This window comes from Paracoccus endophyticus (genome assembly GCF_003286075.1).
In the GTDB taxonomy this organism is placed as follows: domain Bacteria; phylum Pseudomonadota; class Alphaproteobacteria; order Rhodobacterales; family Rhodobacteraceae; genus Paracoccus; species Paracoccus endophyticus.
The window spans coordinates 1-19,068 of the sequence record NZ_QLUV01000007.1; the positions used below are offsets into that span (position 1 = coordinate 1).

The 19,068-nt window shown below is 72.8% G+C and carries 14 protein-coding genes; 5 read left to right on the top strand and 9 right to left on the bottom strand.

Annotated features, from left to right (window positions below; all coding sequences use genetic code 11):
* Positions 1–243 precede the first annotated feature (243 nt).
* A complete protein-coding gene (locus DPQ23_RS09545) occupies positions 244–783 on the top strand; it encodes a HugZ family pyridoxamine 5'-phosphate oxidase (protein ID WP_112874474.1) in 540 nt (179 codons plus the stop codon).
* Between the two features lie 62 nt (positions 784–845).
* Here the strand turns inward: DPQ23_RS09545 and DPQ23_RS09550 are convergent, their stop codons facing one another.
* Both DPQ23_RS09550 and DPQ23_RS09555 read right to left on the bottom strand, forming a co-directional pair.
* Positions 846–3,137: a glycosyl hydrolase family 28-related protein gene (locus DPQ23_RS09550; RefSeq protein ID WP_112874475.1), complete on the bottom strand. Its 2,292-nt coding sequence runs from the start codon at positions 3,135–3,137 to the stop codon at positions 846–848.
* A 142-nt stretch (positions 3,138–3,279) separates the two neighbouring features.
* Entirely contained in the window at positions 3,280–4,860 is a 1,581-nt protein-coding gene (locus DPQ23_RS09555) for a lysine--tRNA ligase (RefSeq protein ID WP_112874476.1), read from the bottom strand.
* 78 nt (positions 4,861–4,938) lie between these two features.
* On the opposite strand from DPQ23_RS09555, the gene DPQ23_RS09560 reads away from it, so the two are divergent.
* Positions 4,939–5,367 carry a tellurite resistance TerB family protein gene (locus tag DPQ23_RS09560; protein ID WP_112874477.1) on the top strand — a complete coding sequence of 143 codons (429 nt, stop codon included), beginning with the start codon at positions 4,939–4,941 and terminating at the stop codon, positions 5,365–5,367.
* A 32-nt stretch (positions 5,368–5,399) separates the two neighbouring features.
* On the opposite strand, the gene DPQ23_RS09565 is transcribed toward DPQ23_RS09560, so the two are convergent.
* The 6 genes from DPQ23_RS09565 to DPQ23_RS09585 all read right to left on the bottom strand — a co-directional run bounded on the left by DPQ23_RS09565 (position 5,400) and on the right by DPQ23_RS09585 (position 13,786).
* On the bottom strand, positions 5,400–6,779 hold the full coding sequence (locus DPQ23_RS09565; protein ID WP_162630709.1) for a D-alanyl-D-alanine carboxypeptidase: 1,380 nt from the start codon (positions 6,777–6,779) through the stop codon (positions 5,400–5,402).
* Positions 6,776–8,917, bottom strand: coding sequence for a hypothetical protein (locus DPQ23_RS09570; RefSeq protein WP_112874479.1), 2,142 nt, complete (start codon positions 8,915–8,917; stop codon positions 6,776–6,778). Before DPQ23_RS09570 ends, DPQ23_RS09565 begins: the two co-directional genes overlap by 4 nt.
* On the bottom strand, positions 8,914–9,780 hold the full coding sequence (locus tag DPQ23_RS16130; RefSeq protein WP_338067051.1) for a DUF4159 domain-containing protein: 867 nt from the start codon (positions 9,778–9,780) through the stop codon (positions 8,914–8,916). The genes DPQ23_RS09570 and DPQ23_RS16130 overlap by 4 nt, the downstream gene beginning before the upstream one ends.
* Complete coding sequence (locus DPQ23_RS09575) at positions 9,777–11,735, bottom strand: BatA domain-containing protein (RefSeq protein WP_338067052.1); 1,959 nt, start codon at positions 11,733–11,735, stop codon at positions 9,777–9,779. The genes DPQ23_RS16130 and DPQ23_RS09575 overlap by 4 nt, the downstream gene beginning before the upstream one ends.
* Positions 11,736–11,787: 52 nt before the next feature.
* Entirely contained in the window at positions 11,788–12,672 is an 885-nt protein-coding gene (locus DPQ23_RS09580) for a DUF58 domain-containing protein (RefSeq protein ID WP_112874480.1), read from the bottom strand.
* Positions 12,673–12,781: 109 nt separating this feature from the next.
* Complete coding sequence (locus DPQ23_RS09585; RefSeq protein ID WP_112874481.1) at positions 12,782–13,786, bottom strand: AAA family ATPase; 1,005 nt, start codon at positions 13,784–13,786, stop codon at positions 12,782–12,784.
* A 64-nt stretch (positions 13,787–13,850) separates the two neighbouring features.
* On the opposite strand from DPQ23_RS09585, the gene DPQ23_RS09590 reads away from it, so the two are divergent.
* The 3 genes from DPQ23_RS09590 to DPQ23_RS09600 all read left to right on the top strand — a co-directional run bounded on the left by DPQ23_RS09590 (position 13,851) and on the right by DPQ23_RS09600 (position 16,954).
* Positions 13,851–14,408, top strand: coding sequence for a DUF1285 domain-containing protein (locus DPQ23_RS09590; RefSeq protein WP_112874482.1), 558 nt, complete (start codon positions 13,851–13,853; stop codon positions 14,406–14,408).
* Entirely contained in the window at positions 14,409–15,170 is a 762-nt protein-coding gene (locus tag DPQ23_RS09595) for a hydroxypyruvate isomerase family protein (RefSeq protein ID WP_112874483.1), read from the top strand.
* A 269-nt stretch (positions 15,171–15,439) separates the two neighbouring features.
* The gene (locus tag DPQ23_RS09600; protein ID WP_112874484.1) at positions 15,440–16,954 is read left to right on the top strand and encodes a phospholipase D-like domain-containing protein; all 1,515 of its coding nucleotides are present in this window, start codon (positions 15,440–15,442) and stop codon (positions 16,952–16,954) included.
* Between the two features lie 260 nt (positions 16,955–17,214).
* Here DPQ23_RS09600 and DPQ23_RS09605 read toward each other — a convergent pair whose 3' ends face one another.
* The gene (locus DPQ23_RS09605; RefSeq protein ID WP_112874485.1) at positions 17,215–18,879 is read right to left on the bottom strand and encodes a formate--tetrahydrofolate ligase; all 1,665 of its coding nucleotides are present in this window, start codon (positions 18,877–18,879) and stop codon (positions 17,215–17,217) included.
* Between the last annotated feature and the right edge of the window lie 189 nt (positions 18,880–19,068).

Here is a 19,068-nt window from a genome sequence, read left to right on the forward strand (position 1 = left end):
CGGACATGGAACCTCCCTTTCTTCGGCGCATCCCCCGCAAGCCCTCCACGCCCGCAAGGAAGCCGCTACAGCGACCCGCCCGAACAGACGCTAGCGGCGCCAAAGATCCGTTGCCACATGCAAAAGTGCAAAACTTCGCGGCGCGGGATGGCGACGTTGTAAACATCCCGGCGCGGTGGAACGATGCCCCTGCACCACTGGTGCGCCACTGGCGCGTGTCCGCCCGCACAAGGAGACAGCCGCATGGTCCAGGCCCCGTCCGGTCCCGATCCCCTGCCCCGGCAGCCCGAGGACGCGCGATCCGCCCCGCACCGTCCGGCGGATGCCACCGCCCGTGCGCTGGCCCGGACGATCCTGCAGGATGCCCGCCATGCGACGCTGGCGGTGCTGGACGCCGAAGGCTGGCCGATGACCTCGCGCATCGCGTTTCAGTGTGACGAGGCGGGCCTGCCGCTGGCGCTGCTGTCGGATCTGGCGCTTCATACGCGATGCCTGCGGCGCGACCCGCGCGCCGCGCTGCTGATCGATGGGCCCAACGGCGACAGGGGCTGGGCCCTGAACCGGGCGCGCCTGTCGTTGCAGTTGCGCGCGGCCCCCGCCGATCCGGCCCTGCGTGCCGGGCAGGCGGCCCGCTGGCGCGACCGCGACCCCAAGGCCGCGGTCACTCTGGGGCTTGCCGACTTCAGGTTCTGGCGCCTCGACGTGCGGGGCGGGCTGCTGAACGCGGGCTTTGGCCGCGCCTTCCTGATGACAGCCGCCGACCTGTTGCCCGCGCCCGATTGAGCGCATGGCAAAGCCCCCGGCAGATCGCCCTGCCGGGGGTCGCCAGGCGTCGGACTGGACGCTCAGTTCGGGCTGTCCATCCTGACCTTCAGGGCGACGGCGCCCTTGACCGCACCGGGAAAGTTCAGCGCGACGGCCGTCCGGCCCGTTCCCTGCTGGCCCTGCACGAACGGCAAGTCGCCGTTTCGCCCGCCCGAGGCCGTGGTGATCGGGCTTTCGGCCACGACGGAATCGACCTTCATCGCATAGCCGCCAAAGGGCAGCACGCCCTCGGTCGGGATGATCCAGCGGTTCGACGCCGTGCCCTGCGTGAAGCTGACGTCGCAGGGGTTGGCCGTGAACATCTCGATCCCGGTGAAGTTGTTGCCCTCGAACCGGATGTTGCGCATCTTCGCTAGGTCCAGTGACCCGAAGGTGGTGTCCACCCGGTCCACGCGCGTGATGTTGTTGTAAAGCGACTTGAACACATTGCCCGTCACGGTCAGCCCGTGGACGAAATAGCCCGATGCATAGGGCTTGATGACCAGCCAGGCAAAGTTGGGCGCCGTGTGGGAACACAGAAAGGTGTTCCCGGTGATGGTCAGCCCGCCGAAGGGCGATCCCGACACCTCGGCGGGGCGGGAATGATGCTCGTTCGTCCATTCGATCGAGGCGTTGTCCACATAGTTGCCCGTGATCGTGGTCTGGGCGTTGCGGCTGGTCAGCACCAGCCCCGCGAACCGCACGCCTTCGTCCGCGGCGTCGCCCTGGAACCAGTGGTTGCCCGAGATGATGTGACCCGTCCCCGAGGCGACGCAGAAATGGCCGAAGCGCACGAAGCGGTTGTCGCGGATCTTGCAGTCGTTGTTGTTGATGTTGATCGCCACGCTGGTGCGGTTCTGCGCCAGTTCGCCCATGTCGGGGGCCAGGAAGTCGCAGCGGTCCACGACCATGCCCTGGCAGCCCGCGCCGATCGAGGTGATGGCGCGGTCCTTGGGGCGGGCGAACGAACAGTCGCGGAACGTCCAGATCGACCCCTCGGGCGGCAGCATGACGCCGCTGGCCATGTCGTCCAGAGTGAAGTCGATGTTGAGGAAGTGGAACCGGTCGATCTGCGCGATCCCCGAGAAGTCGAAGGCATAGCGGTAGCGCACGAACGTATAGTTGCGCGTGCCCGCGCCCCCGAACAGCGGCTGGGACAGCGTCAGCGTGCCCGCGGCGATGTTGCGGGCGCGCACATAGACCTCTCGCCCGACGCCCGGCCCGATGATGCGCGCGCCGACTTCGATCTGCGCCACCTGCGCCACGCCGCGCAGCTCGTCCGAGCGGTCGGGGTCGTAGGTGCCGACCGAGCTGACGCTGCGGGTGGCGAACGCCGCCGGTTCGGCAATGGCGATCTGCCCGTTCATCAGCACCCGGCGCGAGGCGAACTGCGTCAGCCCGGGCGCGATCTCCTTCATCACCAGGGGTCCGGTCAGGTCCACCTTGCGGCCGCACAGGTCGAAGCTGCCGTGATCGACATAGTCGAACAACGCCTGAAGCCCGCGCTTCAGCCCCTCGGTCTCGTCGCCGAAGGCCTCGGCATAGGTGGGAAAGTCAAAACCGCGGCGCAGGCCCAGGCGCGCCGCGCGGGGCATCTTGAGGGTGCCGCGAAAGCGGACGGGCCGGTCCATGCTCAGGTCGTCGCCGATGAAATAGACGCCCTCGGGGACCACGACGGACCCGCCGCCCGCGGCGGCGTCCGCGCGCAGAAAGGCCGCGCGGTCGTCCGTCACCCCGTCGCCCCGCGCGCCGTAATCGCGCACGTCGACCCAGTCGATCAGGCCCGGCAGAAAGGCGGCCGTCACGTCTTCGATGCGGATGCTCTCGATCCGCACGGCCCCGCCGTTCGGGCCGATCAGGTCAAGGCCGAAATGCCCAAGGCTCGCGCTGTTGCCCCACGCCATGTCCACGCCGGGCCGGCTGCCCGTGGCCACCACCGCCGCCACCTCGACGACCTGGCCATAGCCGGGCAGCGGGCTGGACCGGCCGATCAGGTTCACGCCGGTGACGGGAACGCGCCCCGCGGTGCCCGCCCAGCCCGCGATCCGCACCTGCGGCAGGTTGCCCGCGACCGCCTTGACGCGTGCCGAGATGCGCAGATACGTCCCCGCGAAGATCGGCGTCTCGCCCCGGAACCGCACGCGTGTCACGTCCTGCTGCTTGAGGATTTCCAGACACGCGCCGAAGTCCTGGTCGGCCGGCACGATGGCCGCATCGGTCGCCCCCGACCAGCTTGCGTCCCCGCTCAGCCCGTCTTCGCGCGACCACGCCCCAAGCCCGGCCGAGAAGGCCGGAGGCATCAGCTGCAATCCGGCGGTGATGGCGATATTCATGCGTCTCTCCCGTATCGGCGTGGGGGCGAACACCCCTTGATCCGGCAGAGACTGCGGCCAGCGCGTTGACGAAATCTTAACCCTGCGCGCGCGGCAACGCGGCCGCGCGCAACGGCCAGGGCCGCCTGCGAGGGCCGCAGGCTCAGGCGACCGGCGCGCCCTCCAGCGCCCGTTCGATCAGGTCGCGCGTCTCATTGACGCCGAACAGCGCGATGAAGCCGCCGAACCGCGGTCCCTGCTCGGCCCCCAGCAGCACCTGATACAAGGCGGCGAACCAGTCCTTCATCGGCTCGAATCCGTGGTCGCGCCCGACGGCATAGACCATCGCCTGCAACGCCTCGGGGTCGGCCGGTCCGTGCCAGGCCGCAAGCCGGCCCGCCAGATCCTGCAAGGCCGCCCGCTCGCGCGCCTCGGGCGCGCGAAAGGCCCGCGTCGGCGCGACGAAGTCCTTGTAATAGCGCACGGCAAAGCCCGCCGCCGCGTCCAGGTCGGGGTGCGTCTCGGGGCTGGCCTCGGGCGCATAGCGCCGGATGAAGCCCCACAGCCGGTCCTTGTCCTCGGCCCCCGACACGCTGGCAAGGTTCAGCAGCATCGCGAACGGCACCACCATCCGGCTTTCGGGCACATCGCCGCCGTGGATGTGCCAGACCGGGTTGGCCAGCTGCTGGTCCAGCGTCTGGCCCGGATAGGCGCGCAACTGCTGGTGATACTCGTCAACCGCCTTGGGAATCACGTCGAAATACATGCGCTTGGCGGTCTTCGGCTTGAGGTACATGAAATAGCTCAGGCTTTCGGTCGCCGCATAGGTCAGCCACTCGTCGATGGACAGGCCGTTGCCCTTGGACTTGCTGATCTTCTGTCCGTTCTGGTCCAGAAACAGCTCATAGCTGAAATGCTCGGGCGCGCGTCCGCCCAGCGCCTCGCAGATGCCGTCATAGATCGGGGTGTTGGTGGAATGGTCCTTGCCGTACATCTCGAAATCGACGTCCAGCGCCGCCCAGCGGGCGCCGAAGTCGGGCTTCCATTGCAACTTCACGTTGCCCCCGGTGACGGGCAGCGTCCATTCGCGCCCCGTCTCGTCGTCAAAGGTGATCTCGCCCCTGGCGGCGTCCACGTTCATGATCGGCACATACAGCACCCGGCCCGTTTCCGGGTGGATCGGCAGGAAGCAGGAATAGGTCTGCTGGCGCTCCTCGCGCAGGGACGCCAGCATGATCTCCATGATCGCGTCATAGCGTTCGGCGGCCTTCAGCAGCGTCGCGTCGAACCGGCCCGACTTGTAGAACTCGGTCGCACTGATGAACTCGTACTCGAACCCGAAGGTGTCCAGGAACCGGCGCAGCATGGCGTTGTTGTGGTCGCCGAAGCTGGGATATTCCCCGAACGGGTCGGGCACCGAGGTCAGCGGCAGTTGCAGATGCTCGCGCAGCATCTGCTGCTGGGGGACGTTGTCGGGAACCTTCCGCATGCCGTCCATGTCGTCGGAAAAGCAGAACAGCCGCGTGGGGATGTCGCTGATGACCTCGAACGCGCGGCGGATCATCGTCGTGCGCGCGACCTCGCCGAAGGTGCCGATATGGGGCAGGCCCGAGGGGCCATAACCCGTCTCGAACAGCACATATCCCTTCTCGGGGTCCTTGCGCTCATACCGTTTCAGCACCCGGCGGGCTTCTTCAAAGGGCCAGGCCTTGGAATTCATCGCCGCATCGCGCAGGGTGGTCATTGCTCTCTCCGTCCGTTCGGCGATCCGCCTAGCGGGCGGGCGGGCCATCGTCAACAATTCCCCCGGACCTGTCCCACCGTGCCCATCGAACTGCCTTCGTTTTCCCCCTGCGACGCGCTGGTCGCGGTGATGGTCGCCGTCTCTGCCTCGGACGAGACGGTCCGCATGGCCGAGCTTGTCGCGATCGAGCGGATCGTGAACCACACGCCGGTCTTTGCCAGCTATGACATCGACCGGCTGCGCGCGGTGTCGCAGACGGTGATGACCCTGTTCGAGGAAGAGGACGGCCTGGACGCGCTGTTCGGGCTGGTCCGCGATGCGCTGCCCGACCGGCTTTACGACACCGCCTATGCCCTGGCCTGCGACGTGGCCGCCGCGGACGGCCGGCTGCGGGACGCCGAGCTGCGGATGCTGGTCGAGGTGCGCGACGAACTCGACATCTCGCGCCTGCACGCCGCCGCGATCGAACTGTCGGCCCGCGCCCGCCACCAGCTGCTGGGCGCCTGACCCCGCCGCCGTCAGGGCCTGGGACCGCCGGCTCAGATCTCGGGCGGCAGGGGGCGGGGCGGCTCGTCTGCCAGTCCCATCAACAGCGCCGCCTGCAACGACCGCGCCCGGTCGGTCCAGCCGATCACGCCGTCGGGCAGCTCCGTCCCCGCGCTGGCCTGCCGGCGCGCCTCGTCCCCGATCATGCAGGCGAACGACAGCCCGGTCCCGTCGGGCCGCGTGGCATAGCCCGCAAGGTTCGAGACGAAGTTCAGCGTCCCGGTCTTGGCGTCCACCTCCAGCCCCACCGGCCCCACCGGATCTGCGTTCAGCAGCGGCCGCAGGCGCGGGGCGGCGGGCGCCAGCAGGCGCGCCAGCACCAGCGGCGCGATACGACTGCCGGCGTTCAGCCCGGAATGGTCGGCGAACACGGCCCCGCCGCCACCCTGCGCCGCGACCCAGTCCCGCATCATCGCGGCCGAGGCGGGCAGGTCGTCCGCGCCGCTGGCCGCCAGCCCAACCGCCTCGGCCGTCAGGTTCGTCGAGTGTTTCAGCATTCCCCGCAGGATGTCGCGCAACGGCAGGCTGGCGCTCTCGGCCAGCACCGCGCCCGTGGGCTCGGCCATGGCGATTTCGACCGCGGGGATCGGCAGGCCGGCGGCGCGGCACAGCGTCTGGAACACGTCGCCCGCGTAAAGCTCGGGCGCGCGCACCGGCAGCCAGCGTTCCCCCGACCGTCCCAGCGCGCGGCGCGGCACGCCCCAGTGTTCAGCGCCGCCTGGCCCGGTCCCGTGCGACCAGCCCGCGCCCGGCCCCAGCGCCGCGCTGATGCCAAAGGCGCGCGGCGTGTGGCGCGTTCCCGCCGCGGTCAGGGTCAGGTCGCAGGTGCTGTCACAGCGCCAGCCCAGCCGGACCCGATTGTGGTTCAGCATGATGCCCGACAGCGTCGGGTTATAGGCAAGCTGCGCCGCCTGTCCCGGTGCAACCTGATCCACGCGCGGCAGCGCGCCGCCCCAGACGGCCAGCCGCGCCGGCCGCCAGTCGCCCGCCGCACGGGCGGCCTCGTCCGCCAGCCGCGCCAGGCGGTCGCTGTCCAGCAAGGGATCGCCGCCCCCGGCCAGCACCAGCGTGTCGTCCGACCGCAGCACCCTTGTCACGAAGCGGTGCGCGCCGCCCAGCCGGTCCAGCGCATAAAGGGCCGTCACGGTCTTCAGCGTGCTGGCCGGCGGCATGGGATCGCCCGCGCCGTGCTCCTCGATCAGCGCGTCCGCGCCGTCCACGACGGCCCAGCCCAGCCGCGCCTCGCCCAGCCGCGCGCGCGCCAGCAGGACGCCGGGCGGCGGCACCCGCCGACGGGCGGGGCGCGGGGTCTCGCCCCTGGCACCCGTGGCGCCCAGCGCCAGCAGGGCGCCCATGAACAGCCGCCGTTTCATTGCGCCCGCCTGCCCGCCCTGCTGCCTTGCCGGGCGGGCCGCCCACCCAAACGCCCGCCCTCGACCAGCCATGCCGCCAGCGCCAGTGCCGCGATCAGCGCCAGCCACGCCCAGCCGGGCATCAGCGGGCGTCGCGTCGTGCCCTCGACCGCCTGCGCGCCGCGCGGGGTGATGCCGATCCACGAACCCGCGACGCCCCTGCCGGTGGCTGGGCGACCCGCGCGCACCGTCCGTACGGCGGGCACCCCGTCCGACAGCCGGCTGACCGATCCGCCGGTCGCCCGGACCAGGAGGTCCAGCACCCGGGCGTCCGCCACCGTTTCCTCGAACTCGCGCGGGGCCGCGGTTGCGACGGCGACCAGCCGCGTCAGATCGCCGTCGACCAGCCGGTAAAGCCCCGGCGCCTCGGCGACGAAGGTCGCGGCAAAGCGCCCGTCCCCCTCGTCGGCCAGCGGCAGCGCGCGCGCCGCGCCGTCCGGGCCGGTCACGGTCACGGGACCGGCGCTGTCGCCCATCGTGTGGCGCGTCACCGTGACGGTCTGGTCCACCGCGACCTGCGCCGACAGCGATTCCTCCTCCAGCTCCGGCTCCTTCATCGACCAGTGCGCCACCCGGCGCAGCAGTTCCAGTTGCGGCCCCCCGCCCTCGAACCCCCGGTCCCACAGCCACACCTGGTCCGAGGTCAGCAGCGCCACCCGGCCCTTGCCCACGCGGTTGACGACCAGCAGCGGCAGGTCTGCCGCGCCGCTCATCAGCACCTCGGCGTCGGCGTCGGGGATGATCTCGCCCATCCGCAGCCAGCGGCCCCAGCCCGGCGTGCCCGCGCGGTCGTCCCCCGCGCCGGGAAGGCCCGCTGTCACCGGGTGACGCCGCCCGGCGTCGGTCAGGGTGGGGCGGAACGCCTCGTCCAGCATCCGCCCGGTGGGACGGCCCGGCAGGACCGGACCCAGGGGCGACAGATGCAGGCTCTCCACGCCGGCCATCTCGGGGCCGGACGCGACCAGCAGCGCGCCGCCGTCCTCGACATAGCGGCGGATGTTGTCCAGGTAGTCCGCCGGCAGGATGCCGCGGATGCGATAGCGGTCAAAGATGATCAGGTCGAAATCCTTGATCCGGTCCTGAAACAGCGCCTCGGTCGGAAAGGCGATCAGCGCCAGTTCGTCCAGGGGCACGCCGTCCATCTTGTCGGGCGGACGCAGGATGGTGAAATGCACCAGATCGACGTTCGTGTCCGATTTCAGCAGGTTGCGCCACGTTCGCTCGCCGGCGTGCGGCTCGCCCGACACCAGCAGGACGCGCAGCCGGTCGCGCACGCCCTGGATCTGGATCACCGCGGCATCGTTCAGCGCGGTCAGTTGCGCGGGATCGGCCGCGGGCGGGTCGATGCGGGCCGCGACGACGTTCTGCCCGGCGTGCGCGGGCGTCACCGGCACGTCCAGGGGAACGCCCGGCGGGACGGACAGCACCTGTTCCTCGGCGCCGTCGATGGACAGACGCAGGGTCGCGGCGCGGCCTGCGACCGCCGGGGGAACCGCCCCCTGGTCCTCGACCCTCAGGCGCAGGATGACGGGCTGCCCGATCAGGCCGAAGGCCGGCGCCTCGTCGATGACCAGCCGGCGGTCCCAGTCGCCGGGTTGCCCGGTCAGCACGACGTGAACGGGCGCGGGCGCCGTGGCGGGGATCGCCCTCGGATCATGCGCCCGCCCGTCCGTCACGGCGATGACCCCCGCCACGCGGCCCTCGGGCTCGGCCGCAAGCGCGCGCGTCAGCGCCGCCCCCAGCAGCGTGCCGTCGGGATCGTCGCCCAGCGGGATGCGGCGCAGTTCGGTCCCGGGCAGCGCGGCGACCGAGGCCGCCAGCGCATCCGCCGCGCCGCGGGCCTGGTCCGCGCGGCCGGGCAGCGTCTGGCTGGCGCTCGCGTCCTCGATCAGGATCACGATGTCGCTCAGCGCGCGGCGGATGCCGCTGTCCAGCACCGGCCCCGCCAGCGCGGCGGCCAGCGCCAGCCCGGCCAGCGCCCGCCACGCCCAGCCGCGCAGGCCCCGCCCCCAGGCCAGCGCCGCGACGGCCAGCGCCACGACCGCCACCGCGGCCACCGCCGCCCAGGGCAGCAGCGGGTCGAACGCCAGCGCCGTCACGGCCGCCCCTCGGATTCGCGGCCCAGCCGGTCCAGCAGGGCGGGAACATGGACCTGGTCGGACTTGTAGTTGCCGGTCAGCACGTACATCACCAGATTGATCCCGAAGCGCAGCGCCATCTCGCGCTGCCGCTCGCCGTCATAGCCCCGCCCCACGGCGTAGACCGGCAGGCCCCGGTCGTCCACGGCCCAGGCCTCGGCCCAGGCGTTCGCGCCGATCAGCACGGGCGAGACACCGTCGTTCAGCCGGCGAAAGCCGCCGCCCGCGGGGTCGCCTGCGGGATTGGCGGGCGCCTCGGCCCACAGCGGATTGCCGACCCAGCGGCCCGGAAAATCCTCCAGCAGGTAAAAGCTGCGCGTCAGCACATGGTCCTGGGGCACGGGGGCCAGCGGCGGCACGTCAAGGGGCGCGGCCAGCCGGCGCAGCGCGGCGGTCCCGTCCGGGGCGCCCAGCCCGGCGACGTCCCCGTCGCGGGTGTCGAACAGGATCACCCCGCCCGCCCGCAGAAACCGGTTCAGCCGCACATAGGCCTGCGGCGAGGGCTGCGGCTGCGTGTCGGTGACGGGCCAGTAAAGGAACGTCAGCAGCGACAAATCGTCCACATCCAGCGCGACGGCGACGGGGGGGCCCGGCTCGACCGTGGTCCGCATGGCCAGCGCCAGCGACAGGCCGGCCAGCCCTTCGGCGGCGGTGCGGTCGACGGCTTCGTCCCCGGTCACGACATGGGCCAGCGCAAGCTGGTTGGCGGCGGCGGCAAGGCGGGGGTCCGGCGCAGGCGCGTCCCCCTGGCCCAGCGCGGCCCCGGCGACCAGCAGGGGCGCCCCCAGGGCGGCGGCCAGCACCAGGGCGCGGCGACGGATCATGCGCCCGCCCCCGCCCGCGCCCCGGTGCGCCGCCCGCCCGCCAGCCAGGCGCTGCCCAGCGTGTCCAGCGCCAGCGCCAGCGCCGCCAGCGCCAGTAGCCAGCCGCCCAGCGCAAGGCCGGGCGCACGGGCCGCACTCTCAAGCGCGGCGCCCGGCCAGTCGGCGGCGCCCAGTGCGGGGACCAGCGCGCCCCCGGCATTCAGGGCCGCGCGCCGCTCGCCCGCCGCATAGATGCCGGCGGGCGCGCCGGGCGCCGGACCCGCGGCAAAGGCCGCCGCCGCGACGGGTGCCAGTCCCCCTGCATCCGCGGGCCGCCCGAAGCCGTCCAGCACCGCCTGCGGCGTCCAGTGCGGCGCGTCGGTCGAAGGGGTGGCCGGGGTGACGGCGGTGACGCGCGCCGACTGGACCAGACGGTCCAGCATCTGCACGAACAGCCCTGACAGCGGCAGGTTGGACCAGTCGGTGTTGGCGGTGGTGTGAAACAGCACGATGGACCCTTGGCCCAGCGGCCCGCGGGTGACAAGCGGCGTGCCGTCGGTCAGCGCCGACAGGATGCGTCCGGCAAGATCCGGGTCCGGCTCGGGCAGAAGCTGCGCGCGCACGGTCACATCGGTGGGCACGGCCAGCCCCGCGAACGGCCCCTGCGCGTCAAACGGCGCCAGCGCGCGCGGCGTCCCCCAGGCCAGGGCGCCGCCCGCATCGCGCCCGCCCGGCCGCAGGCGGACCGGCAGCAGGGGATCGCCCTCCAGCTCGTCCGAGGCGGCCATCCGCGGCCCCGCGAAGCGGACCAGCAGCCCGCCGTCGGCCACCCAGCGCGCCAGCGCCGCGCCCTCGGCATCGGGCAGCGCGTCGGCCAGGATCACCACATCCGGGGCGGCCGGCAAGACATCGGCCAGACCGCCTTCGACCACGTCGGCGCGGCCGGTCAGCGCCTGGCGCAGATAGTGCAGCGGCGACAGCAGCGCCTGCCCCTCGGTCGCGCGGGCATCGCCCACCAGCGCCACCTTGTGACGCCGCACGCGGTCGTCGGCCAGCACCACCGCCCCGGCCGAGGCCTCGCCCTCGATCGCCAGCCGGGTGATGCGGTTGCGCAGTTCCGGCGGCAGGTCCAGCGGCAGGGTCGCCGACAGGACGCCGTCCGTCGCCGTGGCGGCCGGGGGCGGCGCCAGACGGGCCAGCTGGCGCTGCACGCCCTGCGGGTCGGGGCCGATGGCCAGCACGGCGGGCAGGCCCGTCCCCGCGCCGCCTGCCTGGCGCAGGACCAGCGCCGGCTGATCGTCGCCGGTCAGCGCCAGGGACCGCACCGCGCGGGCCGGCGGCACGACCGTCACCGCGCCGCGCGCCGACAGCGCCGCCAGCCAGTCGGCGCGGCGCGGATGATCCAGCCCGTCGGACAGCCACAGCGTGTCGAACGCCGCAGGCGCGTCGGCCAGCGCCGCGACCGGGTCCGGGTGGCGCGTGGCCCATGGCTGCGGCAGGGCCGCCCGCAGCCGGGCCTCGGCCTCGGCCGCGGTGCCAAAGCGCACGGCCCCCCGCCCGTCCTGGCCGTCCGCCAGCCACAGCGCGACCGGCCGCCCCGCGCCCTCGGCCCGGTCGATCGCCGCCCGCGCGCGCGCCTGCACCCCCGCCCAGTCGGGGGCCGCGGCCCAGCCTGCGTCCACCACGACCAGCAGCGGCCCCACGCCCGCTGGGCGCGGATCGGGGCGCCAGACCGGCCCCGCCATGGCCGCGATCACGGCGGCCAGCGCCAGCATCCGCAGCGCCAGCAGCCACCACGGCGTGCGCCGGGCCAGGGCCGAGGGGTCGGCCAGACCGGCCATCAGCGCGGTGCCGGGGAACACGACGTCCCGCGGCGCGGGCGGCAGGGCGCGCAGCAGCCACCACAGCAGCGGCAGCGCCCCCAGCGCCGCCAGCAGCCACGGCGCGGCAAAGCCCAGGGGACCGATCGTCAGCATCGGCCCCCCTCCCCGCGCCGGATCAAGGTTGCCCCCCTGGACGCCTCCCCGTTCATTCCGCCAGTGCCTGATACAGCCACATCAGCGCCTGCGCGGGGGGCTGCGCGGTGTCATGGGTGCCGAAATGCAGGCCCGAGGCGTCGGCCATCTGCCCCAACAGGGCCCGGCGATCGGCCAGCCGGGCCAGATAGGCCCCGCGCAGCGCCGCCGCATCGCGGGTCAGGTGATCGGCCACCGCCACGCCCGGCCCACGGAACCGGATCGCGCCCTGGAACGGAAACGTCTCCTCGACCGGGTCCAGCACCTGCAGCATCGCCCCGCGCACGCCCTGCGCGGCGGCCTGCCGGGTCAGGGCGGCAAGGGGCGCGGGATCGTCCAGGAAATCCCCGATCAGCACCAGCCGCTGCCCGGGCCGCAAGGCCCCGGCGTCGGGCAGCGCCCCGGTGGCGGCGATCAGGTCGCGGCCCAGGGCCTCGGCCTGGGTCCGACCCCCGCGGGGGGCGCGGCCCGCGACCGCCACGCGCTCGCCGCCCCGCAGCAGCACCAGCCCCAGCGCCAGCCCCAGCAGCGCGCCGCGGGCCTGCTTGGTGGGGCGCGCGGGGTCGCCCGTCCAGTCCATGCCCGGCGTGGCTGCGACCCAGAACGCCGCCGCCTGCGGGGACTGCATCTCGCGCTCGCGCACGAAGGCCGCGTCCGACCGGGCCGAGCGGCGCCAGTCGATCGAGGCCGCGGGATCGCCGGGCTGGGCCGCGCGGTACTGCCAGAACTCGTCGCCGGTTCCCGCCAGGCGCAACCCATGCGCGCCCGTGTCCACGACCGAGGCCAGCCGTTCGGCCGCCAGCAGCAGGCCGGGCAGGCCCGCCGCCGCAGCCTCGGCCCCCGCGCGCAGGGCGGCGGGGCCGGGACGCGCAAGCGGGGCGCCGCCCGGCGTCCTCACGCGAGGGACCCTGCGCGACGGGACGCGCGACGCAGGCCCCCCGGCCGCAAGCGCACCGGCACGCTGCCGTCCGTCTGCCCGCCGCCGCGGCACGATGCGCTGCGCGGGGTCACGCCGCCACGCTGGTCTGCCGGGCCGACATCAGCCGGGTGATCACCGCGTCCACCGTGTCGCCCCGCGCGCGGGCCGCAAAGCTCAGCGCCATGCGGTGGCGCAGCACCGGGGCGGCCATCGCGGCCACGTCGTCCAGCGACGGCGCAAAGCGCCCGTCCAGCGCGGCGCGGGCGCGGGTCATCAGCATCAGCGCCTGCGCGGCGCGCGGCCCCGGCCCCCAGACCAGCGTGTCCGACAGCCAGCCCGGCGCCTCGGGCGCGCCGGGGCGGGCGCCGCGCACCAGGTCCAGGATCGCGGCGACCACCGCCTCGCCCACCGGCATGGACCGCACCAGCGCCTGCGCCGCGATCAGCTGGCCCGCGTCCAGCACCGCATGGGCCGCGCCCACCTCGGTCCCGGTCGTCGCCAGCAGGATCGCGCGCTCGGTCTCGCGGTCGGGGTAATCCACGTCGATCTGCACGAGAAAGCGGTCCAGCTGCGCCTCGGGCAGCGGATAGGTCCCCTCCTGCTCGATCGGGTTCTGCGTGGCCAGAACGTGGAACGGGCGGCCCAGCGGGCGGTGCTGGCCGCTGACCGTGACCTCGCCTTCCTGCATCGCCTGCAACAGCGCCGATTGGGTGCGGGGGCTGGCGCGGTTGATCTCGTCGGCCATCAGCAGCTGGGTGAACACCGGCCCCTCGATGAAGCGGAAGGCGCGGGTGCCGTCGGGGCGCATGTCCAGCACCTCGGCCCCCAGGATGTCGGCAGGCATCAGGTCGGGGGTGAACTGGATGCGCGCCGAGGCCAGGCCCAGCACCGTCGACAGCGTGTCGACCAGCATCGTCTTGCCGAGGCCCGGCTGTCCCACCAGCAGCGCGTGCCCGCCCGACAGGATCGCCGCCAGCGCCTGTTCGACGACGGCGTGCTGACCCACGAATCGCCGCTCGACGCTGGCGCGGGCCGCCACCAGACGCTCGGCCAGCGCGCGCACATCAGAGACGAGTTTATCTTCTGCGGCCATGACAACGCCCCTGTTCTGCCCTAGATGCCATCCTATTGAGTGAAACGGAAAGGCTCCATTGCCAATGGCTGAGGAAACGGGGAATTCCGCACCGCCCACGGCGCCGGGCGCCGACCTGGCCGAGGTGGCGCGGCTTGCCGGGCGCCGCGGGCCGCCCCCGGTGCATCTGTGGGACCCGCCTTTCTGCGGCGACATGGATCTGGTGATCCTGCCCGACGGCCGGTGGATCCACGACGGCCGCCCGATCGCCCGGCCCGAGATGGTGCGACTGTTCGCGTCGATCCTCAAGCGCGAGGGGGACCGCTATTTCCTGGTGACGCCCGTCGAAAAGCTGGGAATCCGCGTCGAGGATGCGCCCTTCCTGGCCGTGGACGCCGACATCGGGCCGGACGCGATCACGCTGACCACGAACGTGGGCGATGTCGTGACCGCTGGCCCCGACCATCCGATTCGCGTCGAGGATCGCGACGGCGCGCCGCGCCCCTATGTCCATGTCCGGCGCGGGCTGGACGCGCTGATCGACCGCAAGACCTTTTACCGCCTGGTCGAGGCGGCAGAGCCGGGACCGGACGGCGGGCTGGTGCTGCGATCGGACGGTGCGGTCTTTCCGCTGGGGGCCTGAATGGCGCGCTTTGCCGCCAATCTGACCTTCCTGTTCACCGAGCTGCCGATGCTCGACCGCTTTGCCGCGGCACGACGGGCCGGGTTCGACGGGGCCGAGATCCTGTTTCCCTATGACCTGTCGGCCAAGGAACTGGCGGCCGCCGCGCAGGCCGCGGGGCTGGACTTCGTGCTGCTGAACACGCCGCCGCCCAACTGGGCGGGTGGGCCGCGCGGATTTGCCGCCATCCCGGGCGGCGAGGACCGCTTCCGCCGCGACTTCGACCGGGCGCTGCGCTTTGCCCAGGTTCTGCGCGCGCGCCACATCCACGTCATGGCCGGCAAGGGCGAGGGGCCAGCGGCGCGCGCCACCTTCGTCGACAACCTGCGCTGGGCCTGCGCGCGCGCCCCCCACGCCAGCCTGACGATCGAGCCGATCAACCGCGCCGACATGCCGGGCTATTTCCTGGCCGACTTCGACCTTGCGGCCGAGGTGATCGCGGCGGTGGGCGCGCCCAACCTGGGGTTGCAGTTCGATGCCTATCACGCCCATCTGATCACCGGGGACGTGGCGGGTTGCTGGGACCGGCACGCGGGTCTGGTCCGTCATGTCCAGATCGCCGGCGCGCCCGGCCGGCACGAGCCGCGCGTGGGCGACATCGACTATGCCGATTTCTTCCGCCGGGTCGATGCCGCAGCCTATCGGGGCTGGGTCAGCGCCGAATACGTGCCCCGGACGACGACCGAGGCGGGCTTGCGCTGGCTGCGCGGCACCGCCGCCTGACGGCGCGCCGCCCCGGATACCCCCAAAGGCACGGCCCTTGCAGGCAGGCCCGCCGGGATGGCCCGACACATCCGGGCCGCCAGCCCGCGCAGCCGCGCCTGGCCTGCGCCGGCCCCGCGACGGGACGTTGCAGGGGCGGCCCCGCGCGCGCGCCTCCGCGGACCGCCAGCCGCGTCTTCTCCTGCTCCCCGCCTGTCGCGCGCGCCTGCGGGAACCGGCGCCGGCCCGGCGGGGTTGGCCCGGCAGAACGCTTTTCCAGGCAGCATCACATGACCTCTCTCTCCTTCGTCGAGGACCGGAACTGCTGGCGCGTCGCACAGGCCGACGCGTTGGCCCTGATCGTTGACGGAGAGGATTATTTCAAGGCGCTGCGGCACGCCCTGAAGGCGGCGCGGAATCTGGTCGTGATGATCGGCTGGGACTTCGACTTCGAGATCGAGATGCTGCCCGGCGACAGCGACGGCGACGGCAATGCCCCGGACGGGCTGCCGAACGCCGTGGGACCGTTTCTCGACGCGCTGGTCGAGCGCCGCCCCGACCTGGACATCTATCTTCTGAAATGGAGCGGCGGCGCCCTGATCGCGCCTGGCCGGGCCATTCCCGCGCTGAAGATCAAGCTGATGTCGCCCGAGCAGATCCACCTGGCCTTTGACGGCCGCCATCCCATCGGCGCGTGCCACCACCAGAAGATCGTCGTCGTGGACGACGCGCTGGCGTTCTGCGGCGGGATCGACGTGACCGCCGGGCGCTGGGACACCCGCGCCCACCGCCCCGGCGACCCGCGCCGCCGCCAGCGTTCGGGCGAGATCGCCCAGCCCTGGCACGACGCCGCCGCCGTGATGAGCGGCCCCGCCGCCGCCGCGCTGGGGGCACTGGCCCGCGACCGCTGGGAACGCGCCACCGACGGCCCCCTGCCCGAGCCTGTGCCCGATGCCGTCACCGCCGGGCTGTGGCCCGATGGCGTGTCGGTGCAGTTCAGCGCCGTCCCCGTCGCCATCGCCCGCACCAGCCCGCCCGAGCAGGACACCCCCGCGGTGGCCGAGATCGAGCGGCTTTATCTGGATTCGATCGCCGCTGCACGCGACTGCGTCTATCTGGAATCGCAGTATTTCGCATCCAACAGCATCACGCGCGCGGTGCGCGCGCGGCTGGGGGACCCGGACGGCCCCGAGATCGTCGTGGTCAACCCCGAGGGCGCGCAGACCGCCCTCGAGGACGCCGCCATGCACGTGACCCGCAGCCGCATGATGCAGGAGTTGCAGGCGGCCGACCGGTTCGGCCGCTTTCGGCTGCTGGCGCCCTTCAACGAGGCCGGAGAGGCGATCTATGTGCATGCCAAGGTGCTGATCATGGATGACGTGATGCTGCGCGTGGGGTCCAGCAACATCGATCGCAGGTCCATGGGCTTCGATACCGAGGCGGACGTGGCCCTGCTGGCGCAGACGGCCGAGGACCGGGCCCGCATCCGCGCGATCCGCGCGGGGCTCGTGGCCGAGCATCTTGGCGCGGACATTGATGCCGTCGCGGCCACGATCGACAGGTCCGGCGTGATCGCCGCGATCGAGGCGTTCGGGTCCCCGGGGCTGCGCGGGCTGAAGCCGTTGCCGCCGCGCAAGGAAGGGGTCATCGGGGCGTTTCTGGCCCGAAGCCGCCTCTTCGATCCGCGCTACATGCGCAGCGCGCGGTCGCGGCTGGGGCTGACCAACCGCCACCTGTTCCTGGGCCTTGGCGCGCTGGTGGCGGCGGGGGTGCTGCTGTCGCGGCGCAATCCCCCGAAGGGCTGAGCCGCCCCGAGGCCCAGGCCGCCACCACGGCGCACCGGGCGACCGTAGGCTTTGCCGCATGAGGCGCCGACGATGGCGGGGCGTCCGCAGATCGCGTCCCTGCGTCGCCGCTGCGGACAAGCCGCCAGCCCGGACAGCAATCGCCGGACCCCAAGGCCCGTTCCCCTGATCGGCGACTGAGGCACTGGGGCAAGCCGGGCGGGACCACGCGAAAGCCGGCGCCCGGCCTTCTGCCCCACGGCACGCGAGGCGCGGCAGGGTCAGAACAGCCCTTCGATGCGTCCGTCCGCGTCAATCCCGATCCGGGTCGCGGCCGGGTCGCGCGGCAGGCCCGGCATGGTCATGATGTCGCCGCAGATCGCCACGACAAAGCCCGCGCCGGCCGCCAGCCGCACCTCGCGGACCGGAATCGTAAAGCCGGTGGGCGCGCCCAGCGCGGTGGGATCGCTGGAAAAACTGTATTGCGTCTTGGCCATGCACACCGGCAGGTGGCCGTGGTCGCGCTGCAATTCCTCGATCCGCGCGCGCACGGCGGGCGGCGCCTCGATCCCGTCGGCGCGATAGATGCGCCGGGCAATCGTCTGGATCTTGTCCCAAAGCGGCAGGGCGTCGGGGTACAGCATCTGGAAATCGGGGCGGTGCGCGGCGATGCCCACGACCTCTCGCGCCAGCGCCTCGGCCCCGGCGCCGCCCTGCGCCCAATGGCGGCAGACCACCGCCCGGACGCCCGTGCCTGCTGCGGCCGCCTGCGCGGCAGCAGTTTCAGCGGCGGTGTCGCCGTCGAAGTGGTTGATCGCCACGACCAGCGGCAGGCCGAACTGGCGCAGGTTCTGGATGTGGCGCACCATGTTGGCGCAGCCCGCACGGACCGCCCCCACGTCCTCGGCCGCAAGATCGACTCGCGCCACGCCGCCGTTCATCTTCAGCGCGCGGACGGTGGCGACCAGCACCACGGCCGCAGGCGCCAGCCCTGCCTTGCGGCATTTGATGTTCAGGAACTTCTCGGCCCCCAGGTCGGCGCCGAACCCCGCCTCGGTCACGACATAGTCCGACAGGCGCAGCGCCGTCGTCGTGGCGATCACGCTGTTGCAGCCATGCGCGATGTTGGCGAACGGCCCGCCGTGAACCAGCGCGGGCGTGCCCTCGATCGTCTGGACCAGATTGGGCTGCATCGCATCCTTCAGCAGCACGGTCATCGCGCCGTCGGCCCCAAGGTCGCCGGCCGTCACCGGCAGGCCGTCGCGGCGGCGCGCGATCTCGATCCGGGCCAGCCGCGCCTGCAGGTCGCGCAGGTCGGTCGCCAGGCACAGGATCGCCATCACCTCGGACGCGACGGTGATGTCAAAGCCGCTTTCGCGCGGCACGCCATGCGCCGGACCGCCCAGTCCCAGCACCAGCCCGCGCAGGGCGCGGTCGTTCATGTCCAGCACACGCCGCCAGCTGATCCGGCGCGGGTCGATGTCCAGCGCGTTGCCCCAGTGCAGGTGATTGTCGATCATCGCGGCCAGCAGGTTGTGGGCGCTGGTGATGGCGTGAAAATCCCCCGTGAAATGCAGGTTCATGTCCTCCATCGGAATGACCTGCGCCAGCCCCCCGCCGGCCGCGCCCCCCTTCATGCCGAAGTTCGGACCCAGCGACGCCTCGCGGATGCAGACGGTCGCACGCTGGCCGATGCGGTTCAGCGCGTCGGCCAGACCCACGGTGGTCGTGGTCTTGCCCTCGCCCGCCGGGGTCGGGTTGATCGCGGTCACGAGGATCAGCTTTCCCATCGGCCGCCCCGCCAGCCCGGCGATGAAATCCTGCGAGATCTTGGCCTTGTCGTGGCCGTAGGGCAGCCAGTCCCGCGCCGCCAGCCCCAGTTTCGCCGCGATCTCGGCCATCGGCCGCTTCGGCGCCGCGCGCGCGATCTCGATGTCGGTTGCCATCCTGTCCCCCGTTTGCGGCGCAGGCTAGCGCCCCCGCCGGGCCGCGGAAAGAGGCCGCCGCCCGAGGGTTCCCCCGGACGGCGGCCACTGTCCCCGCGTTCCCGTGTCGTCTCGCCTGCGACACGTTTCTCTCTGGCCCGGGCGCAGGGGACCGGGGAGGTCCCCCCGACCCGCCCGGCGGCCGGTCGC

What these genes read in the sequence shown, in the direction of transcription:
- DPQ23_RS09545 (WP_112874474.1), top strand. Translation starts at nt 244, where the DNA reads ATGGTCCAGGCCCCGTCCGGTCCCGATCCCCTGCCCCGGCAGCCCGAG.
- DPQ23_RS09550 (WP_112874475.1), bottom strand. Translation starts at nt 3,137, where the DNA reads ATGAATATCGCCATCACCGCCGGATTGCAGCTGATGCCTCCGGCCTTC.
- DPQ23_RS09555 (WP_112874476.1), bottom strand. Translation starts at nt 4,860, where the DNA reads ATGACCACCCTGCGCGATGCGGCGATGAATTCCAAGGCCTGGCCCTTT.
- DPQ23_RS09565 (WP_162630709.1), bottom strand. Translation starts at nt 6,779, where the DNA reads ATGAAACGGCGGCTGTTCATGGGCGCCCTGCTGGCGCTGGGCGCCACG.
- DPQ23_RS16130 (WP_338067051.1), bottom strand. Translation starts at nt 9,780, where the DNA reads ATGATCCGTCGCCGCGCCCTGGTGCTGGCCGCCGCCCTGGGGGCGCCC.
- DPQ23_RS09575 (WP_338067052.1), bottom strand. Translation starts at nt 11,735, where the DNA reads ATGCTGACGATCGGTCCCCTGGGCTTTGCCGCGCCGTGGCTGCTGGCG.
- DPQ23_RS09585 (WP_112874481.1), bottom strand. Translation starts at nt 13,786, where the DNA reads ATGGCCGCAGAAGATAAACTCGTCTCTGATGTGCGCGCGCTGGCCGAG.
- DPQ23_RS09590 (WP_112874482.1), top strand. Translation starts at nt 13,851, where the DNA reads ATGGCTGAGGAAACGGGGAATTCCGCACCGCCCACGGCGCCGGGCGCC.
- DPQ23_RS09595 (WP_112874483.1), top strand. Translation starts at nt 14,409, where the DNA reads ATGGCGCGCTTTGCCGCCAATCTGACCTTCCTGTTCACCGAGCTGCCG.
- DPQ23_RS09600 (WP_112874484.1), top strand. Translation starts at nt 15,440, where the DNA reads ATGACCTCTCTCTCCTTCGTCGAGGACCGGAACTGCTGGCGCGTCGCA.
- DPQ23_RS09605 (WP_112874485.1), bottom strand. Translation starts at nt 18,879, where the DNA reads ATGGCAACCGACATCGAGATCGCGCGCGCGGCGCCGAAGCGGCCGATG.